This is a genomic window from Novosphingobium sp. FW305-C-111, from assembly GCF_058783565.1.
This window is the reverse complement of record NZ_JBYSYP010000004.1, coordinates 20,850-40,279: the sequence shown is the minus strand read 5'-3', so window position 1 is coordinate 40,279 and position 19,430 is coordinate 20,850. Positions and strand designations below refer to the sequence as shown.

General features: G+C 66.1%; 19 protein-coding genes. 8 read left to right on the top strand and 11 right to left on the bottom strand.

The annotated features are described in order from the left end of the window. Positions 1-2: 2 nt before the first annotated feature. From AC3WLD_RS05895 to tyrS, 4 genes are all read right to left on the bottom strand, one after another. Complete coding sequence (locus AC3WLD_RS05895) at positions 3-1,286, bottom strand: MFS transporter (protein WP_492556013.1); 1,284 nt, start codon at positions 1,284-1,286, stop codon at positions 3-5. Between the two features lie 70 nt (positions 1,287-1,356). Further along, on the bottom strand, positions 1,357-3,444 hold the full coding sequence (locus AC3WLD_RS05890) for a TonB-dependent receptor (RefSeq protein ID WP_492556012.1): 2,088 nt from the start codon (positions 3,442-3,444) through the stop codon (positions 1,357-1,359). 98 nt (positions 3,445-3,542) lie between these two features. Continuing rightward, the gene (locus tag AC3WLD_RS05885) at positions 3,543-3,884 is read right to left on the bottom strand and encodes a PilZ domain-containing protein (protein WP_492556011.1); all 342 of its coding nucleotides are present in this window, start codon (positions 3,882-3,884) and stop codon (positions 3,543-3,545) included. A gap of 86 nt (positions 3,885-3,970) precedes the next feature. Continuing rightward, positions 3,971-5,215 carry a tyrosine--tRNA ligase gene (tyrS, locus tag AC3WLD_RS05880; protein ID WP_492556010.1) on the bottom strand — a complete coding sequence of 415 codons (1,245 nt, stop codon included), beginning with the start codon at positions 5,213-5,215 and terminating at the stop codon, positions 3,971-3,973. An 80-nt stretch (positions 5,216-5,295) separates the two neighbouring features. On the opposite strand from tyrS, the gene AC3WLD_RS05875 reads away from it, so the two are divergent. The 4 genes from AC3WLD_RS05875 to AC3WLD_RS05860 all read left to right on the top strand — a co-directional run bounded on the left by AC3WLD_RS05875 (position 5,296) and on the right by AC3WLD_RS05860 (position 8,951). Continuing rightward, entirely contained in the window at positions 5,296-5,835 is a 540-nt protein-coding gene (locus tag AC3WLD_RS05875; protein ID WP_492556009.1) for a DOMON-like domain-containing protein, read from the top strand. After that, a complete protein-coding gene (locus AC3WLD_RS05870) occupies positions 5,832-7,031 on the top strand; it encodes an exo-beta-N-acetylmuramidase NamZ family protein (RefSeq protein ID WP_492556008.1) in 1,200 nt (399 codons plus the stop codon). The genes AC3WLD_RS05875 and AC3WLD_RS05870 overlap by 4 nt, the downstream gene beginning before the upstream one ends. A gap of 66 nt (positions 7,032-7,097) precedes the next feature. Then, positions 7,098-7,565, top strand: coding sequence for a DUF4440 domain-containing protein (locus AC3WLD_RS05865; protein ID WP_492556007.1), 468 nt, complete (start codon positions 7,098-7,100; stop codon positions 7,563-7,565). A 105-nt stretch (positions 7,566-7,670) separates the two neighbouring features. Next, positions 7,671-8,951 (top strand): spinster family MFS transporter, encoded by a 1,281-nt coding sequence (locus AC3WLD_RS05860; protein ID WP_492556006.1) that lies wholly within the window; start codon positions 7,671-7,673, stop codon positions 8,949-8,951. 12 nt (positions 8,952-8,963) lie between these two features. Here the strand turns inward: AC3WLD_RS05860 and AC3WLD_RS05855 are convergent, their stop codons facing one another. From AC3WLD_RS05855 to AC3WLD_RS05835, 5 genes are all read right to left on the bottom strand, one after another. Further along, positions 8,964-10,145: a vWA domain-containing protein gene (locus tag AC3WLD_RS05855; protein WP_492556005.1), complete on the bottom strand. Its 1,182-nt coding sequence runs from the start codon at positions 10,143-10,145 to the stop codon at positions 8,964-8,966. Between the two features lie 3 nt (positions 10,146-10,148). Beyond that, positions 10,149-10,571 (bottom strand): GFA family protein, encoded by a 423-nt coding sequence (locus AC3WLD_RS05850; RefSeq protein ID WP_492556004.1) that lies wholly within the window; start codon positions 10,569-10,571, stop codon positions 10,149-10,151. 4 nt (positions 10,572-10,575) lie between these two features. Next, positions 10,576-11,010, bottom strand: a complete 435-nt coding sequence (locus AC3WLD_RS05845; RefSeq protein WP_492556003.1) for a GFA family protein — start codon at positions 11,008-11,010, stop codon at positions 10,576-10,578. Continuing rightward, complete coding sequence (locus tag AC3WLD_RS05840) at positions 11,007-12,092, bottom strand: hypothetical protein (RefSeq protein WP_492556002.1); 1,086 nt, start codon at positions 12,090-12,092, stop codon at positions 11,007-11,009. The genes AC3WLD_RS05845 and AC3WLD_RS05840 overlap by 4 nt, the downstream gene beginning before the upstream one ends. Before the next feature lie 113 nt (positions 12,093-12,205). After that, positions 12,206-13,057 (bottom strand): AAA family ATPase, encoded by an 852-nt coding sequence (locus AC3WLD_RS05835; protein ID WP_492556001.1) that lies wholly within the window; start codon positions 13,055-13,057, stop codon positions 12,206-12,208. A gap of 186 nt (positions 13,058-13,243) precedes the next feature. Here AC3WLD_RS05835 and AC3WLD_RS05830 point away from each other — a divergent pair, with 186 nt between their 5' ends. Together AC3WLD_RS05830 and AC3WLD_RS05825 are read left to right on the top strand one after the other, a co-directional pair. Then, a complete protein-coding gene (locus AC3WLD_RS05830) occupies positions 13,244-14,278 on the top strand; it encodes an adenylate/guanylate cyclase domain-containing protein (protein ID WP_492556000.1) in 1,035 nt (344 codons plus the stop codon). 85 nt (positions 14,279-14,363) lie between these two features. Further along, the gene (locus tag AC3WLD_RS05825) at positions 14,364-14,768 is read left to right on the top strand and encodes an NUDIX hydrolase (protein WP_492555999.1); all 405 of its coding nucleotides are present in this window, start codon (positions 14,364-14,366) and stop codon (positions 14,766-14,768) included. A 52-nt stretch (positions 14,769-14,820) separates the two neighbouring features. Here the strand turns inward: AC3WLD_RS05825 and parE are convergent, their stop codons facing one another. Further along, on the bottom strand, positions 14,821-16,806 hold the full coding sequence (gene parE / locus AC3WLD_RS05820) for a DNA topoisomerase IV subunit B (RefSeq protein ID WP_492555998.1): 1,986 nt from the start codon (positions 16,804-16,806) through the stop codon (positions 14,821-14,823). Positions 16,807-16,999: 193 nt separating this feature from the next. Then, complete coding sequence (locus AC3WLD_RS05815) at positions 17,000-18,148, bottom strand: penicillin-binding protein activator (protein WP_492555997.1); 1,149 nt, start codon at positions 18,146-18,148, stop codon at positions 17,000-17,002. A 39-nt stretch (positions 18,149-18,187) separates the two neighbouring features. Here AC3WLD_RS05815 and rsmI point away from each other — a divergent pair, with 39 nt between their 5' ends. Both rsmI and AC3WLD_RS05805 read left to right on the top strand, forming a co-directional pair. Next, complete coding sequence (rsmI, locus tag AC3WLD_RS05810; RefSeq protein ID WP_492555996.1) at positions 18,188-19,021, top strand: 16S rRNA (cytidine(1402)-2'-O)-methyltransferase; 834 nt, start codon at positions 18,188-18,190, stop codon at positions 19,019-19,021. Then, complete coding sequence (locus AC3WLD_RS05805; RefSeq protein WP_492555995.1) at positions 19,018-19,374, top strand: YraN family protein; 357 nt, start codon at positions 19,018-19,020, stop codon at positions 19,372-19,374. The genes rsmI and AC3WLD_RS05805 overlap by 4 nt, the downstream gene beginning before the upstream one ends. Positions 19,375-19,430: the final 56 nt, after the last annotated feature.

Below are 19,430 nucleotides of genomic sequence, written 5' to 3'. Positions count from 1 at the left end.
GTTCAGGCTCCTTCAGGATTGCCGGTCTGCCGGTATTGAGGCGCGAACGTCCGCGCCCGGCGGAGTTCCGGGAAGACGAACGCCCAGAGCGTGGTAATGATAATGGCACCGACGCCGCCGAATACAACAGCGCCCGTCGCCCCGATCAGGGCTGCGGCGAGGCCCGATTGCATCTCACCAAGCTCGTTCGACGCGGAGATGGCGAGGCCGGAAATCGAACTGACGCGGCCGCGCATGTCGTCGGGTGTGTTGAGCTGGACGAGCGTGCTGCGGATAAACACCGACACCATGTCGGCCGCTCCAAGCACGACCAGCATGGCGAGCGACAGAGGGTAGTTGCGCGAGATTCCGAAGATCGCGGTCGCCGCGCCGAACACCACGACCGCGAGAAGCATCTTGACCCCGACATTGCGCTCGAGCGGGCGGACCGCCAGAAGCAGCGCGACCGCCGCGGCGCCGAAGGCAGGCGCGGCGCGCATCTGGCCAAGTCCTTCCGGCCCGACATGGAGAATGTCGCGGGCGAATATGGGCAGAAGCGCGGTTGCCCCGCCGAGAAGCACCGCGAACAGGTCGAGCGTGATGCAGCCGAGCAGAAACCGCTCGCGCCACACGAAGGTCCCGCCCTCGGCCATCTGCCGCAACGGGTGTGCGTGGCGCATCTCGACCCTGGGCATCTTGCCGATCGACAGGACGCAGCCGATTGCCAGCAGCAGCAGCACGACGGCAACCCAATAGGGCAAGGACGGACGTGCCGCGTAAAGCAAACCACCGGCCGCCGGGCCGACGACCGACGCGCTCTGCCAGGCGATGCTCGACATCGCGACGGCGCGGGGGAGAAGCGGCGGCGGGACAATGTTAGGGGCGATTGCGCCCATGGCCGGGCCGATGAAGACGCGGGACCCGCCGTGCAGCGCAGCCAGCGCGAACAGCAGCGGCAACGACAGCGCCTCGCGCCAGGTGGCCAGCGCGAGGACGAGGGTGACGAGCAGGTCGAGGCCATTGGCGGATGCCGCGAGATAGCGCCGGTCGAACCTGTCGGCCGCCCAGCCCGCCACCGGCGTGAGCAGCAGTACCGGGATGAACTGAAGCAGGCCAAGCAGCCCGAGCTGGAACGCCGCCTCGGCGGTGCTCATGCCATAGTCGGCGCGCGCGACATCGTAGACCTGCCAGCCGATGACCACGACCATGCCCACCGTGGCCGACACAGCGCTGAACCGGGCGAGCCAGAAGCGGCGAAAATCGGCGATCTGGAGCGGGGAAGTCGGCTCTACGCGGGCATTAGTCACGAAAGCGGGAATGGCACCGCCGCCGCGCGTTGCCAAGGAAGCAAAACTAGGCGGCGGACAACGATGCCGCTCAGAAGTGAATCGCCGCCGTCAGGCGCACATCGCGGCCGGCGATCGGCACGAAGTCGCGCGTTTCCGACGCGGCTCGGCGGCCATCGACATTCAACAGGTTGTCCGCTGCGAGGATCAGCGTGAGCGGCCCGTCCTCGCCCATGGGCTTCCACGTCGCGCTGGCGCCGAGCAGGGTGAACGGGGCAGTCTCGTTCTCGAAGGTCGATACGCGCGACTGGCGGGCATTCCATTCGACATCGCCGCGCAAGGTGAGACCGGGCATGCCGAACTCGACGCCGCCGCGCAGGCGCAGCGGCGGAATGCGCGGAACCGGGCCTATGCCGACCAGTTCGGCGTGGGTGTAATCGAGCCCGCCGTCGACCGTGAGCGAATGATCGCCCCAATCCGCCAGCTTGACCGAGGCTTCGGCCTCTACCCCGCGGAAGCGCGCCTTGGCCTGGGTGTACTGGAACACCGGGTAGCCCTCGATCTCCTCGCCGTTCGGGATCGGGGTGATGAAGTTGTCGAAATCGGTGAGGAAGCCGATCACCGACACCAGCACGCCGGGCGACTGCCAGCGCAGGCCGCCCTCGACGCCGTTGCTGCGCTCGATCACGAAGCCCGGGTTGCCGCGCTCGTACGACTGGGTGGCGTCGTGGACGCCGTCGATGAACAGCTCTTCGGCCGAAGGAGCGCGCTCGCCGTGCTGGAAGTCGGCGTGGAGCGAAAGGTTGTCGGTGATCCGCCACGCCGCGCCCGCGACTGCGGACCACAGCTTGAAGTTGCGCTCGGGACCAGCCGGCTTGGCCCGCACGTCGACCTTTTCGTACCGGCCAGCGGCCTCGAGATCGATCGGTCCGACGCGGACCTGCTGCAACGTGAACACGGCAAGGTTGGTGGTGTGGTTGTCCGGGATGAGCCGCTCGTCACCGACCACGTTCAGGGTGCGGTCGCCGAACTGGATACCGCTCTTGCCGCGCCAGCCGCCGCGATTGGCCTGCACTGCCTCAATCCGCCCTTCGAGCCCCTGGCTGGCAAAGCGCGTCCCGGCGATGCCGTCCTCGCGCTCCTCGTGACTGTAGTCGCCATAGGCGGCGCGGAACTGAAGCCGGTCGAGGAACCCGCCACCGAAATTCACGCCTCCGCGGATGTCGTATCGGGTCTGGCGCAGCGCGATCGAAACCGGATCGGGATTGCCGACCTCGGGGCGGGGCGGGATGCCATACGTCGTGTTGAACCGCTGGACCGACACGCCGAGGTCGCCGCCGTCGTCGATGAACGCGAGCCCGGCGCCCAGCGTATCGGACCGTGCCGCGCTGTTGGGCAGGCGCCCGCGGCGATTGGCCTGGCTGGTCAGGTCGGCGGCACCGGCGGTATCGCCATCGCCGGCCAGTGCAGCGGCATCGGCGAGGACTTCGCCGCGCAGTTCGGGCGAAAGCACATAGCCGCCGACGCGCAGGTCCGACGAGCGTGCGTAGCTCGCGTCGAAGTGGGCGACGAAGCGCGGGGCGAGCCGGACATCGGCCGCCGCACCCAGCGTCACCGAGTCCGCCGCGGTGCCATATCCGGCGAGCGCCTCGAAGGTCACGGGCTGGTCGGGGACATGGCGGGGGATGCGCTTGTCGATGGTGTTGACCGCGCCGCCCGCCGGATCCCCGGCATAGAGCAGCACTTCGGGACCGTGCAGCACGTCCACGCGCTCAACCGTCAGCGTGTCGAGTGCCACCGCGTGGTCTGCCGACACGGTCGACGCGTCGAGCGATGAAATTCCGTCGGTCAGGATGCGCACACGCGCCGCGTCGAACCCGCGCAGCACCGGGCGGGACGCGCCCGGCGCAAACGACGTGGCGGAAACGCCCGGCAGCTTGGCCAGCATTTCGCCGAGCTGCGGCCGGGCCTCGCGGGTGAGGGTGTCCCCGGTCAGGACCACCGGCGCGCTGATGGGGTCGGCCTCGGCCGAAAACAGCCGCCCGGTGACGATGATGGGTTGCGAGTGGTCGCTGTCCTGCGGCGCATCAGGGGCGGCGGGGACGTCCTGCGCCATCGCGGGGAGCGCGGCGAACGAGGAAATCGAGGCGAGGGCGTAGGCAAGGAACTTGGGCGACACGTTGGGCTTCCGACTTTTGGCTATGTTATAACGTCACCTAAAGCGGATGATATAATGTATCAAGCCCTTTCAGCCGGTTTGCGACAAATCGACCCTGTTTAGCCCCGTCGGTGGCGCAGGCGCGGATTCGGTTGGAGTGCGTCGATCAGCTTCATGAAGTCGTCGAGGCGGATGATCCGCTCGAACTGGAAGCCGGCACGGTCTCCGTTGTTCCACACCACGAACGCCTCGATCCGCCCGAGCTGGGGCAGGCGGATGGTCACGCGCTCGCCGCGGCCGAGCGGGAACTCACCGCGAATCATGAAGCCGTTGGCGGAGATGTTGGCGATATGGAGCATCACGTCGCCGAGCTGACGATGCTCGCCGATCACCGGGAAATCGACCGGATGCCGCGCTGCGCGCCGCATATCGGTTACCGAAAGCTGTGCTCCACCCGGCATTATGCCTCCCCATTCAATGCGAACCGTCGGGGAAGATAATGGACCGGATTGGCGAACAATTCGTAAACCCGGCAATCCGCTGCCGGTCAGGCCGGCCGCAAAATGCCGTGTTTCTTCTTGCCCGAGGAGACGCGGACTTCATGGCCGGAAAGGTTGATTCGGTACGCCTCGTCGGTGATCTGGATCCCATCGACCCGCGCGCCGCCGCCCGCGACAAGACGTTTGGCCTCGCCCTTGCTGGCGGCGAAACCGAGTCCGACCAGCGCATCGACGATGCCGATCTCGCCATCCGTGCAGTCGAGCGTCGGGAGCGATTCGCCGATCCCGCCGCCCGCGAATGTCGCCGCCGCGGTGGCCTCGGCCGCGCGGGCTGCGTCCTCGCCGCGGACGAGTGCGGTGACGGCATTGGCCAGCGCAACCTTCGCCGCGTTGATCTCGCTGCCCTGAAGCGCCTCCAGCCGGGCGATTTCGCCAATCGGCAGGTCGGTGAACAGTCGCAGGAACCGGCCGACGTCACCATCCTCGACGTTGCGCCAGTATTGCCAGAAATCGTACGCCGGCAGTGCGCCGTCTTCCTTCGCACCCTCGTTGAGCCAGACCGCGCCCGACGCGGTCTTGCCCATCTTCGCACCGCTCGCCGTGGTCAGCAGCGGGGTCGTCAGCCCGAACAGCTCCTTGCCGTCCATCCGGCGGCCGAGCTCGATCCCGTTGACGATGTTGCCCCACTGGTCCGATCCGCCCATCTGCAGGCGGCAGCCGAAACGCTGGGCAAGTTCGCGGAAGTCGTAGGCCTGGAGGATCATGTAGTTGAATTCGAGGAAGGTCAGCGGTTGCTCGCGCTCGAGCCGCAGCTTGACCGAATCGAACGTCAGCATCCGGTTGACGGTGAAATGCGGGCCGACGTCGCGGAGCAGTTCGATGTAACCGAGCTGGCCGAGCCATTCGTCGTTGTCGACCATCACCGCGTCGGTCGGTCCGTCACCGAACGTCAGCAGCCGCTCGAACACCGTGCGGATCGAGGCGATGTTGGCCTTGATGCCTTCGCCTGTCAGCATCTTGCGGCTTTCGTCCTTGCCGCTGGGGTCGCCGATCTTGGTCGTGCCGCCGCCCATCACCACAATCGGCTTGTGCCCGGCCTGCTGGAGGCGGCGCAGCATCATGATCTGGACGAGGCTGCCGACGTGCAGCGACGGCGCGGTCGCGTCGAAGCCGATATAGCCCGGCACCACCGCCTTCGCCGCAAGGGCATCGAGCCCCGCTGCGTCGGTCAGCTGGTGGATGTAGCCTCGCTCGTCGAGGAGGCGCAGGAGATCGGAACTGTACTGGCTCATGGCGCGCCCCCTTACCGGCTCGGCGCGGTTTCGTCATCCCTCAGTTCCCGCGGGCGTGCGATGCGGTTAGAAGTCCGCGCATGAAGCTCGCGCTGACCTCGCATCCCGACCATCCCCCGCTTGCCGTGCGCGGCGTGGAAGTGACCATTCTCGAAGCCGGCGGGCCGTGGCTGGTGCTGCGCTGGAAGATCGACGGGGCGACGAAGCTGGTCGTCCCTTCGCTAGCCGGAAAGGGCCGCGCAGACGGCCTGTGGCAAACGACCTGCTTCGAAGTGTTCGTGCGATCGGGAGAGGGCCCCGCCTATAGCGAGTTCAACCTGTCCCCTTCCGAAAAATGGGCGGCCTACGACTTTTCCGGACATCGCGAAGGCATGGCCGAGCGGCCGATGCCGCGCCATCCCGATGCCACGATGCGCAAGAGTACCGCGATCGCGCTGTTCGACGGCTCGCTGCCGATGGCGGGGCTGCCGCCGCTGCCGTGGCGCGCCAACGTCTCCGCCGTGCTCGAGGAGGAGGGCGGGGTGAAGTCGTACTGGGCGCTTGCCCACCCTGCGGGCAAGCCCGACTTCCACGATCCGGCTTGCTTCGTCCTGTCGCTTGGGCCACGCGAAGCGGCATGAAGTTCGGCATCGACCGCCTGCTGGCGGACCCCGCTCTCCTCCGCCAGCTCGAAGGCCGCCGCGTCGCGCTTGTCGCGCATCCAGCCTCGGTGACGGAAGACCTCGTCCACTCGCTCGACGCGCTGATTGCGGCCGGGGTGAACGTGTCGTCGGCATTCGGCCCGCAGCACGGGCTGAAGGGCGACAAGCAGGACAACATGGTCGAAACCGCGGATGAAACAGATCCGCAGTACGGCATCCCGGTGTTCAGCCTCTATGGCGAAGTCCGCCGCCCGACCGGGCAGATGATGTCGAGCGCGGACGTCTTCCTCTATGACCTCCAGGACCTCGGCTGCCGGATCTACACCTTCGTCACCACGCTGCTCTACCTGCTGGAAGAGGCCGCGAAGACGGGCAAGGAAGTGTGGGTGCTCGATCGGCCCAACCCCGCCGGTCGCCCGGTCGAGGGAAGCGCATTGCTGCCGGGCTGGGAAAGCTTCGTCGGGGCCGGGCCGATGCCGATGCGCCACGGGCTGACGATGGGCGAGATGGGCCGCTGGTTCATCGACCACTTCAAGCTCGACGTCGCCTACCGGGTGATCGCCATGGAGGGCTGGCAGCCCGACGCCGCCCCCGGCTTCGGCTGGCCGCAGGAGCGGCTGTGGATCAACCCCAGTCCCAACGCCGCCAACCTCAACATGGCCCGCGCCTATGCCGGGACGGTGATGCTCGAGGGCACGACGCTCTCCGAAGGGCGCGGAACCACCCGTCCGCTCGAAGTCCTGTTTGGCGCGCCCGATCTCGACGCGAAGGCTGTCCTGGCGGATATGGAGCGCATGGCGCCAGACTGGCTCGCCGGCTGTGCGATCCGCGAGTGCTGGTTCGAGCCGACCTTTCACAAGCACGCCGGGTCGCTCTGCGCCGCCCTGATGATCCATGCCGAAGGGCGGTTCTACGATCACGCCGCGTTCCGCCCGTGGCGGCTCCAGGCGCTGGCGTTCAAGGCGATCCGCAACTTGCGGCCCGATTACCCGCTGTGGCGCGATTTCCCCTACGAGTACGTTTTCGACAAGCTCGCCATCGACGTCATCAACGGTGGCCCCGCGTTGCGCGAGTGGGTTGATGATCGCGCGGCCGCACCGGGCGATCTCGACACGCTGGCCGCGGCAGACGAAGCGGCGTGGCTCGAGCAGGTCGCTCCGCTGCGGCTCTATTGAGCGGTTGCAGGACCGGCGCGAGGCCCTAAGCTACGCGGGAATCAGGGAAGTTCTCGGGGGTATCGAATGAAGCAGGTTGTGCTGGCTGCGGTGCTTGCCGGGGAATTGTGTCTGCTGGCGGGCTGTACCGGACCCAAGCCCGTGACAGAGGCCGAAGCGGCGATGATGGCCGACGAGACGCAGACCACCTGGGCCAGCCGAAACATTGCCGCGATCGAATCGCGCTATGCCAAGACCATGATCGGCATCGATCCGACCGACGCGAAGATTTCGACGACGTGGGAGAGCTGGGACCGCCTTCAGAAAGCCTTCGTCGCGCAGCAGTTCGACGTGGTCAGCGTTCCCGAACGACGCATCCAGGTGCTCGACGCGGACACGTTCGTGGTGACCGGGATGGGCACGCTCAAGAACTCGGCCGATCCGTCGAAGCTCAGCGAATTCCGCTTCACCGACGTCTACCAGCGCCAGGACACCGGCCGCTTTGCCATCGTCAACGAACACGTGTCGGTAGTGCCCACGGCGGAGACCAGGTAACAGTTTGTCGCAGAACCGGTTTCCGGGCTTGACGGGGCGGCGGGCGGCGCGGATCGTCGGCGCATAACACGGCGGGGATTGCCCGCGGCGCTGGCGAGGTTCTGGATGGCGGTCGCAACTGAAGGAGCCTCGTGGCGGGGCTCGACCCGGCTGATGCTGTGGGTGCTGCTGGTCGTCTACGTCTTCAATTTCCTCGACCGCCAGATCGTCAACATCCTCGCCGAGCCGATCCGCCGCGATCTCGGACTGAGCGATACGCAGCTCGGGCTGCTCACCGGCCTTGCGTTCGCGCTGTTCTACACCGTCCTCGGCCTGCCGATCGCCCGCTATGCCGACCGCCCTTCGACCGACCGCAGCCGTCTCATAGCTGCCGCGCTGTTCGTGTGGTCGGGGATGACCGCGCTGTGCGGGACGGCCGCCAGCTTCGCCCAGCTGCTGCTCTACCGCGTGGGCGTGGGGGTGGGCGAGGCGGGGTGCACGCCCGCCGCACACTCGCTGATCGCCGACCGCGTCGCGCCGGAGAAGCGGGCGAGCGCGCTGGCGTTCTACGCGCTCGGCATCCCGGTTGGCACGCTGCTCGGCATGCTGATCGGCGGACAGCTCGCGGATCTGATCGGGTGGCGGCGCACGTTCATGGTCGTGGGGCTGCCGGGAGTGGTGCTCGCCGGGTTCGTCGTCCTCCTGATTTCCGACCGCAATCGCCCGGCCCGGCCCCAGGCCGCGCACGGCGAGGGAGAGGGCATGTGGCGTTCACTGCGCCTGATGCTCGGTTCGCGCACGCTGGTCCTGCTACTCGCCGCCGCCTCGGCCTCGTCGTTCCTCAGCTATGGCAAGACGACGTGGACCACGATCTTCTTCCAGCGCAGCCATGAAATGACGCCGGGCGAAGTCGGGTTCTGGTTCGGCATCGGCGGCGGGATCGCCGGAATCTTGGGCACATGGGCGGGAGGATGGCTTGCCGACCGTTACGCCACGCGGAGCCGCCGGCATGTGCTGACCCCGCCCGCGATCGGCATGCTGCTCGCCGCGCCGATCCTGTTTGCCGCCTACTTCGCCGAGGACTGGCGGCTGGGTCTGTTCCTGCTGCTGGTGCCGACCGCGCTCAACTCGCTCTACTACGGCCCGACCTTCAGCTGCATGCAGGGCCTCGTGCCCTTGCGCCACCGGGCAATGGCGGCGGCGCTGCTGCTGTTCTGCCAGAACCTGATCGGGCTGGGGCTAGGTCCGCTGTTTTTCGGCATGCTGTCGGACTGGCTCAAGCCCGCGTTCGGCGAGGAGTCGGTCCGCTATGTCCTCTATGGCGCGGCCTGGCTGGGGTTGGTTCCGGCGTTCTTCTTCTGGCGCACAAGCCTGCGGCTCGACGACGAGCTCGACCGGCAGGGCTGACCTGCCTCTTCGTCAATGCTTCTTGCGGGTAAGCTCCCGCATCGCGTCGTCGAGCCCTTCCAGCGTGAGCGGATACATCGAGCCGCCGACCAGTTCCTTGATCATCTTGGTCGACTGCGAATAGTTCCACTGCTTCTCGGGCACCGGGTTGAGCCACACCGTCGCGGGATAGACGTGCGCCACGCGCTCGATCCACGTCGCCCCGGCCTCGTCGTTGAAATGCTCGACCGAGCCGCCCGGATGGGTGATTTCGTACGGGCTCATCGCCGCGTCGCCGACGAACACGATCTTGTAGTCGTGGCCGTACTTGTGGAGAATCTCCCAGGTCGGCGTCCGCTCGGACCAGCGGCGCTTGTTGTCCTTCCACACGCCTTCGTAGAGGCAGTTGTGGAAGTAGAAGAACTCCATGTTCTTGAACTCGGCCGTAGCTGCGCTGAACAGCTCCTCGACCAGCTTGATGAACGGGTCCATCGAACCGCCGACGTCGAGAAACAGCAGCAGCTTCACCGCGTTGCGCCGTTCCGCCCGCATCCGGATGTCGAGCCAGCCCTGCCGCGCGGTGCCGTCGATCGTGCCTTCGAGGTCGAGCTCGTCGGGGTTGCCTTCGCGGGCAAACCGGCGAAGCCGGCGCAGCGCGATCTTGATGTTGCGGGTGCCCAGCTCGCGGGTGTTGTCGAGGTTCTGGAACTCGCGCTTTTCCCAGACCTTGAGCGCGCGCTTGTGCTTGCTCTCTCCGCCGATGCGGACGCCTTCGGGGTTGTAGCCGGAGTTGCCGTATGGGCTGGTCCCCCCGGTGCCGACCCACTTGTTACCGCCCTGGTGGCGCTTTTCCTGTTCCTCGAGCCGCTTCTTCAGCGTCTCCATGATCTCTTCCCACGAGCCGAGCGACTTGATCGCTTCCATCTCTTCGGGGGTGAGGAATTTCTCCGCGACGGCCTTCAGCCAGTCCTCGGGAATGTCGACCGGCTTCTGCCCATAGTCGGTGAGCAGGCCCTTGAAGACCTTGTTGAACACCTGGTCGAAGCGGTCGAGCAGCCCTTCGTCCTTCACGAAGACCGAGCGCGAGAGATAATAGAACTGTTCGGGCGTCTGCTCGATCACGTCCTTCTCGAGTGCCTCGAGCAGGACCATGTGCTCCTTGATCGAAGCCGGGATCCCGGCGGCGCGGAGTTCGTCGACGAAGTTGAAGAACATGGGTCAGTCCTTGGCGGGTGGCGGAGGCGGCTGCCGCTCGAAACGGGGGAGGGCGGGATCGATCTGCGCCCACGCCGGCGCTTCGTCGGTCCAGATCACGGCTTCGGGGCGCAGGCCGTGCGGCTCGTCGAGGAAGCCGAGGCGGAGGGTCATCAGCTGCGGTCGCGCCGAGGAATGCGCATGGACCGCACCGCCGCACTGCGCGCAGAACGACTGGGTGAGGGTATTGCCGCTGTCCGCGACATAGCCCCACTGCGTGACCTCGCCGGTCAGGGAGACGGCCTCGACCGGAAAGATCGCGTTGTTGGTCGCCCCGCCGGCCGCGGCCTTCTGGCACTGGCGGCACCAGCATTGGCGCGTGGCGATGGGTTCGGCCTCGATCGTCGCGGAGACGGCCCCGCAGTTGCAACGTCCGGTGTACGTCATCGGCCTACTCCACCCGTTCGGATCCCGGACCCTGCCGGAACTTCGGTAGCGCGGGGTCGAGGAACGCCCACGCGGGCGCGCTATCCACCCAGATGTGCGCCTGCGGAGGTTGCAGGCCGGGATCGTCGAGCGTGCCAGCGCGGACCCGGATCGGCTGCGTGCCGGCCGGCTCCACCGTGCGGCTGTACATCTGCGCGCCGCAGGTCGGGCAGAACCCGCGCTCCACGGTGTTGCCGCTGTCTGCGACCAGCCGCAGCGTCGACAGCGCGCCCGAGTATGTCACCGCATCCTCGGCGAACAGCACGTTCACCGTCGGCGAGCCGCTGGCGATGGTCTGGCAGTCACGGCACCAGCACATCCGCGCGCCCATCGGATCGGCCGCGGCGGTAAAGGTGACACCCCCGCAAAGGCAGCGTCCGGTGTGCGGAGCCGTGCTCATTTCAGCGACGTCGGATCGATCTCAATCGTCGGTCCGTCACCCGGTTTCGCCGGCTTCACCACGGTGGCCAGGGTATGCCCGCGTTGCGCCAGGGCAAGGACCTGATCGGGGGGCGGCAGCGTTTCGAATGTTCCGAGAACCACACTCGCCTGACCTGTCACCAGGACGGCTCCGAAATTTGCGCCCTTGCCGAGTTCGGACAGGATATCAGACCGATCGACATAGAGCCCGGCGCCTGCGTCACCGATCGCGATGGCATAATGCTCCCTGGATCCACCGGGACGATAAAGCGTCCAGTCGCTGGTAGACGGAGCCTCCCGGCAATAGGGTTCTGCCGGAGCCAGCGGCGAAAGATCATCCTTGGCCAGTTTGGCTGGCGATGTGTTGCGCATCGTTTCGGCAATGGCGAGGCCCATTCCCTCCGCGGCCCCGGGAGCCGTCGCCTTGGCGGGCGCGGTAAGGAGCCGGTCCGCGCAATCGGCAACGGCATAGGCCGGGATCGGGGCGGCTTCCTCGGACGGGACGGACAGCGCGGAGACAAACCCGTCCAGCCGTCCGTCGAGTTCGCTGCTGCCGAGGCTATGGCTGCTCATCCGGACGACGATCAGCCAGTCGTCGTGCCGAAAAACGGAGACGCCGGATGCTCCGCCATCAAACGGCACGGTGGTGCGCCATCCGCTCGCGATCGTGCCACCGGGTGGGACGAACCCGTGGGCGAGTGACTTGTCGAAGGCAAGGCCGGGGAAAAACTGCATGCCACGCATGGTGCTGAGAATGCGGTCGTTCCAGATCGGCCCATCGGCGATCCCGGCTCGAAAGACATAGACGGTCGCCGTGATCCGCGCCGTCTCGTCCTGATACGTGACGATGACGTCAGTCTGGTTTGACGAATAATCGCCGACTTCGGTCCGCTTGAACCCGTCCCGCTCGGCTGGAAGGATCGCGCCGGTCCACTTGTGCTTCCAGTCCTTGCCCTGGGCGACCTTGATTTCCTGCGTCTTCGCGGCCGCCACAGCCGGCAAGCCCGCCACGCCAATGCAAGCGAGCAGCGGGGCGGCGAATACGCGGAACAGGCCGGACATCGTGGCAACGGTCATCTTGTTCTCCCCTGTGCGCACACGCCCTGACTGCGCGCGCACGGGCGATCCTTGCGCATCTGCCGCCGCACGCCAAGGAAGGATAATGCCGCGGTGGATCAGTTCTGCCGCCGTGCCATGAAGGCCAGCCGTTCGAACAGCATCACGTCCTGCTCGTTCTTGAGCAGCGCGCCGTGGAGCGGCGGGATGGCCTTGGTGGGATCGCGGTTCTGGAGGACGTCCAGCGGCATGTCCTCGTTCAGCAGCAGCTTGAGCCAGTCGAGCAGTTCGCTGGTCGAAGGCTTCTTCTTCAGGCCCGGGACCTCGCGGACTTCGTAGAAGATTTCCATCGCCTTGGTGACGAGGGTCTTCTGGATGCCGGGGAAGTGGACGTCGATGATCGCCTGCATCGTGTCCCGATCCGGGAACTTGATGTAGTGGAAGAAGCAGCGGCGCAGGAACGCGTCGGGCAATTCCTTTTCGTTGTTCGAGGTGATGACGACGATCGGGCGCTCCTTGGCCGCGATCCGCTCGCGCGTTTCGTAGACGTCGAAGCTCATCCGGTCGAGCTCCTGGAGGAGGTCGTTCGGGAACTCGATGTCGGCCTTGTCGATCTCGTCGATCAGCAGCACCGGCAGCTCGGGCGAGGTGAACGCCTCCCACAGCTTGCCCTTCTTGATGTAGTTTGCGATGTCGTGGACCCGCTCGTCGCCGAGCTGGCCGTCACGCAGGCGGGCTACCGCGTCGTATTCGTAAAGGCCCTGCTGGGCCTTGGTGGTCGACTTGATGTTCCACTCGATCAGCGGAGCCCCGGTCGCCTTGGCGATCTCGTGCGCCAGCACGGTCTTGCCGGTGCCGGGCTCGCCCTTGACCAGCAACGGCCGCCGCAGCAGCACCGCGGCGTTGACCGCGACCTTGAGGTCATCGGTGGCGACATAGTTCTGGGTGCCTTCGAAACGCTCAATCGCCATGGGCGGGATTCCTGTCCATTCTTAACCGTGCGGTTAAGGGGATAGGTTGCGATGCGGGACGTGGCAAGGGGGAAGGGGAAGGCGGTCCACGCTCGGACGGCGACAAATTCATGCCATTTCGGCGGGGTAGAGCATTGAGGACAACTCTCTAAGGTGTATGGTCCGCACGTCTATCGGGGATCGGGCATGGACTGGCGCAGCTCCAACATTTTATTCGCTGATGTTAAGGGTTACAGCGCGCTCAGCGATCAAATGATGAAAACCTTCTACGAGAAGGTGTTTCCCGACATTGGTTATTGCCTGAAAGCGTATGAAGTTCGTGACGTCAACACGTGGGGCGATGGCATCGTCATAATTTGCGATCGCATTCAGGATTTGTGCGAAATTTCTTTGCTGATGCGCGACCGGTTTCGGCAGGTTAATTGGCCGCGGCTTGGTCTGCCGAGCCTGGATATCAGGATTTCAATTCACCACGGTGAATACCTCGAAGGGGTCGATGGCTTGACCGGCAGGCCGGCTTTTTGCGGAAAGTCCATCGTTTCGGCGGCTCGGCTCGAGCCGATCACTCCACCAGGGGTGGTTTGGCTGACCGATACCGCCGCGCGGCTGCTCAGGGATTCCGGAGATGATTTTCTTGAAGCCGATCCGATTGGAGAAGTCACGCTGCCCAAGAATTATGGAGCTTTGACGATCTGCGCATTGCGTCGAAAACAGGAATTGCCGCTCTCCGAGATCGATCTCAAGAGCATCCGCGATGCCGAAGCGATCAGGGCCGGAAACGCTCCGCTGGATGGCGCAGGCGGCACCGGGCCAGACGCTGCCGGTCTTTGTATCGTCATCGGGGTAGTGGTGAATGGCGGGCGCGTGCTGTTGGTAAGGAGGCGGGTATCGAACGAAGGGCTCGACTGGATGTTTCCGTCCGGGCGGAAAATGCCCACGGATGCACTCGAATACGCGATTGAAAAGGAAATTTTTTCGGAAACCGGCCTTTACGCAAAGTTCAACAGAGTCCTTTGCGAGGTCGCCAATCACCCGGTTACCGGCAAGAATTGCAAATATGTCCTGCTGGACGTGATTGGCGATCTCAACGTCCGAAATTCCGACCCCTTCGAAAACAGCGCGGCGGAGTGGGTCGGAATCGACGAGGCAATCGACCGGATCGGCCCTAACATGAACCAGCAAGTGCAATCTTACCTGCGATGCAACATCGTCGGCACTTAGTCACAGAATACTTAAGGGATGCCATTGAATCGACGCATTATCGTGTTTAACTGGGTTCGTCGGTAAAGTGGTCCTTGGAGGAAGCGTGGCGAAGCCAAGCAGCGGCGCGGTCGCGGTGGCAGTTGCAGTTGCCGAGCGGCGAGGCGAAAAATGCGTTCTCGCGATCCATCGATCAGCAAACGCGAATGGACCGGACTGGGTTTTCCCAGGCGGGAAGGTCGAACGTTCCGAAACGGTTCTTGCTGCGGCGAAACGCGAATTGCGGGAAGAAACCGGCGTCGTCGGAATTCAGGCGCGTTGTATCGGCAATCGGATTCATCCCAAGACTTCGCGGCGTATCTATTACGTTCTCATGAACTGCGGATCGGCATCGGACGTCACGCTTGAAGACAAATTCGACAAGGCAGAATGGGTTCCGGTCACCGCGCTCGAGAAGCGGTTTGGGAAAGGCATCTACCCTGTAGTTTTGAAGTATCTCGCCCAAAATTGAAGAGTCCTGATTCGCGCTTCCAGGTTGTGGACTGTCACAGTCAAAATCCCCCTCAAGCATCAATCAGCTCCGGATCCACCTCGCCCGCGCGGTTCTGGATGAACATGAAGCGCTGCGCCGGGTCCTTGCCCATGAGGCGGTCGACGAGGTCCTTCACCGCGGCGCGGCCTTCGTATTCCGGGGGCAGGGTGATGCGCAGGAGCGAGCGGGAGGCGGGGGCCATCGTCGTTTCGCGCAGCTGCTGCGGGTTCATCTCGCCGAGGCCCTTGAAGCGCGCGACCTCGACCTTCCGGCCCTTGAACTTCGTCGCCTCCAGCTCCGCCCGGTGGGCGTCGTCGCGGGCGTAGGCGCTGTCCTTGCCCGAGGTCAGGCGGTAGAGCGGCGGCTGGGCGAGGTAGAGGTGGCCGCGGCGGACGACCTCCGGCATTTCCTGGAAGAAGAAGGTCATCAGCAGCGTCGCGATGTGCGCGCCGTCGACGTCGGCGTCGGTCATGATGACGATGCGGTCATAGCGCAGCGCATCGGGGTTGCAGTCCTTGCGCATCCCGCAGCCGAGCGCGAGGGCGAGGTCGGCGATTTCGCTGTTGGCGCGGATCTTGTCGGCCGTGGCGCTGGCGACGTTGAGGATCTTGCCGCGGATCGGCAGGATCGCCTGGGTCTTGCGGTCCCGCGCCTGCTTGGCGGAGCCGCCGGCCGAGTCGCCCTCGACGATGAACAGCTCGGTCTCCCCGCTGCCTTCGCCCGAGCAATCGGTGAGCTTGCCAGGCAGGCGCAGCTTGCGGGCGTTGGTCGCGGTCTTGCGCTTGACCTCGCGTTCCGCCTTGCGGCGAAGGCGCTCGTCCATCCGCTCCATCACGCTGCCGAGCAGCGCCTTGCCGCGCTCCATGTTGTCGGCGAGGAAGTGGTCGAAATGGTCGCGCACCGCGTTCTCGACCATCCGCGCGGCTTCAGGACTGGTCAGGCGGTCCTTGGTCTGGCTCTGAAACTGGGGATCGCGGATGAAGACCGAGAGCATCACCTCGCTGCCGGTGACGATGTCTTCCGGCGTGATGTCCTTGGCCTTCTTCTGGCCGACGAGATCGCCGAACGCGCGGATGCCCTTGGTCAGCGCGGCGCGCAGGCCCTGTTCGTGAGTGCCGCCGTCGGGGGTGGGGATGGTGTTGCAGTACCAGGAGTAGGACCCGTCCGACCACAGCGGCCAGGCGACGGCCCACTCGACCCGGCCTTGCTCCTCGCCGGGGAAATCCTGCGTGCCGCTGAAGAACTGCGTGGTCACGCACTCGCGGCCGCCGACCTGTTCCCTGAGGTGATCGGCCAGCCCGCCGGGGAACTGGAACACCGCCTCGGCCGGAACTTCCTCGCTGGCGAGACTGGCGGCGCACTTCCAGCGGATCTCGACCCCGGCATAGAGGTAGGCTTTTGAGCGGGCGAGGCGGAACAGGCGCGCGGGCTTGAACTTCGCGTCCTCGCCGAAGATCTCGGGATCGGGGATGAAGGTGACCGTGGTCCCTCGCCGGTTGGGCGCGGCGCCGACCTTGTGGAGCTTGCCGGTCGGTGCGCCGCGGCTGAATTCCTGGGCGTAGAGCTCCTTGTTCCGCGCGACCTCGACGCGGGTGAGGGTGCTCAGCGCGTTGACCACCGACACGCCTACGCCGTGAAGGCCGCCGCTGGTGGCATAGGCCTTGCCGCTGAACTTGCCGCCTGAATGGAGCGTGGTGAGGATCACCTCGAGCGCCGACTTGCCCGGGTACTTGGGATGCTCGTCGACCGGGATGCCGCGGCCATTGTCACTGATGGTGAGCCTGTTGCCCTCCTCCAGCGTGACCTCGATGCGGTTGGCGTGGCCGGCGACGGCTTCGTCCATCGCGTTGTCGAGCACTTCGGCGGCCAGGTGGTGCAGTGCGCGCTCGTCGGTCCCGCCGATGTACATGCCCGGACGGCGGCGGACCGGCTCGAGCCCTTCGAGCACCTCGATCGCGGACCCGTCATAGGAATCGCCGGAGGATGCGGGGAGCTTGTCGAAAAGGTCATCGGCCATGACAGCGCTATACGGGCCGGGGAGTCACGGGCGCAAGCGGGGGCGGGGGCTTTTCCGCAGGGGTTGCAGGATAGGCCGTGCTGCTGACCCACCCCCCAGCCCCCTCCCGCAGGCGGGAAGGGGAGATCAGGAGCAACCAGTCCCCCTCCCGCTTGCGGGAGGGGCCAGGGGTGGGCCTTAAATTCGATCAACCTCAGAACGAAGTAGGCGCCGGGTCCGCGATCACGAAAGTCCCGTTGCCGATCTCGCGCACGTCCATCGCGCGTTCGGCGATGCCCCACTGGTTGAAGCGGAACACCCCGTCGATGCCGATGAAGCCGCCCTTGTCATAGAGCTTGGAGGTCGGGAACAGCGCGCCGGGCTTCCAGTCCCGCGCCACCTTGAGCGTCAGCAGGACGGAATCGTAGCCCAGCGTCGCCAGCCGCGACGGTGCGGTGCCGAAGCGGGTGCGATAGCTCTGCTCGAACTGGCCGTAGCGGCCGTCGGAAACTGCCGCGAACCATGCCCCGCGCAACGCGGCGTTCCTGGTCAGCGAGGCTTCCCCGCTCCACAGCTCGGTGCCGAGTATATGCACGCCCTTGCCTACCAGCGGCGCGGCCTGGAGCGTGATGCGCGAGCCGTCGGCGATCAGCAGCGCGTCGTAGCCGCCCTTGTCCTTGAGCCGGCGGACCGCGCTGGCGACCGAGGTGTTGCCGCGGTCGTAGGTTTCGATCCCGGTCACCGTCGCCCCGTTGACGCTCGCCGCCTCGATCAGCGCCGAGGAGGCGCGCTGGCCATAGACGCCGGTCGGAATGATCGCGGCGAAGCGGTTGACGCCGCGCGCCTTGGCATAGGCAACGACGCGCGCGATCGACTGGCCCGGCACCTGGCCCATCACGAACACGTCCTTGTCGGCCACGCCGACGTCGTTCGAATAGGTGATCATCGGCACCTTTGCCGGCCGTGCCACCGCGGCCACTGCGACGACGTCGTCGGCCAGCAGCGGCCCGAGGATCAGCTTGTTGCCGTCGGCGATCGCCCGCGCGGCAGCGGAGTTCGCGCCGGTCGCGGTATCGTAGGTGGTGATCCGCAGGTTCTGAGCGTTGGTATCGAGCAGCGCCATCGTCGTCGCGTTGGCGATCGCCTGTCCGGTCGCGCTGTTCGTGCCCGACAGCGGCAGCAGAAGCGCAACGCGGTGACGCTCGGCATCGGTCGGCAGGCGGTCGGCATCCGGGCCGGTGTCGGTTGCCACCGGAGTGGGCGTGACGTCGGGCTTGCCCTTGGGAATGACCGTACAGCCCGCCAGCAGGGCGAGGGTGCCGACCATCGCCAACCGGCGGGTGGTGACCAGACTTTCGAACATCGCTTGCCGCTCTCCCCGGGCCGGTCCATTGGGAAGCGCATGGATGCGCCTCGCCTCAGCCCCGGCCTTTACATTGTCGCGACCCCGATTGGCAATCTGGGCGACCTGACCCGGCGGGCGGGCGAAGTCCTCGCAGCCTGCGACCTGGTGGCCTGCGAGGATACGAGGATTACCGGCAAGCTGTTGAATTTGCTAGGCCTGAAGAAGCCGATGCGGCGATACGACGATCACGCGGGCGAACGCGACCGGGAACGCCTGCTCGGCGAAATGGCGGAAAAAGCCGTCGTACTGGTGTCAGATGCGGGCACGCCGTTGATCTCCGACCCCGGCTACCGCCTGGTAAGGACCGCACGGGAACGCGGCATCGCCGTCACCAGCCTGCCCGGCGCGAGCGCGGCGACGGTGGCGCTGACGCTGGCTGGGCTGCCGACCGACCGCTTCCTGTTCGCCGGATTCCTTCCCAGCAAGGCCAAGGCCCGCGAGGACGTGCTGCGCGGTGTCGCCGCGCTCGATGCGACGCTGGTGTTCTACGAAACCGGCCCGCGCCTCGTCGCTTCGCTCGAGGCGATGGCCGCGCTGCTGCCGGGCCGCGAGGTGGCGGTGGCGCGCGAGCTGACCAAGCTTCACGAGGAATGCCGCACCGGATCGGCCGAGGATCTGGCGGCGCATTATGCCGCGCACCCGCCCAAGGGCGAGATCGTGCTGCTGGCGGGGCCGCCGCCCGAACCGGACGCGCCGGCGGAAGCCGATATCGACGCCGAGCTTCGTGCCGCGCTCGCCGAGCTGCCGCCGTCGCAGGCGGCGGGCAAGGTCGCCAAGGCCCATGGATTGGACCGCAAGGCGCTCTATGCGCGGGCGATGGCGCTCAAGTGAGCGCCAGCCGGGCCGAGGCTGAACGGCGCGGGCGACGGGGCGAGACGCTTGCGGCATGGTGGCTGCGGCTGCAGGGCTGGCGGGTGCTGGCGCGGCGGCAGAAGATCGGGGCGGGCGAGGTCGACCTGGTGGTGCGGCGCGGGCGCATGGTCGCGTTCGTCGAGGTCAAGTGGCGGGCGTCGGCGGCCGAGCTGGACCTCGCGATTGACGCGCATCGCCTGCGCCGGGTGGCACGCGCGGCCGAAGCGCTCGCTCCGAAGTTCGTGAGGGCTGGGGACGACATGCGCATCGACGTGGTACTGATCGCGCCGGGCCACTGGCCGCGGCGGATCGTCAATGCCTGGCAGCCCTGACACACACGCTTCAACCCCAAACATCGTCACCCTGAACTTGTTTCAGGGTCTACTCT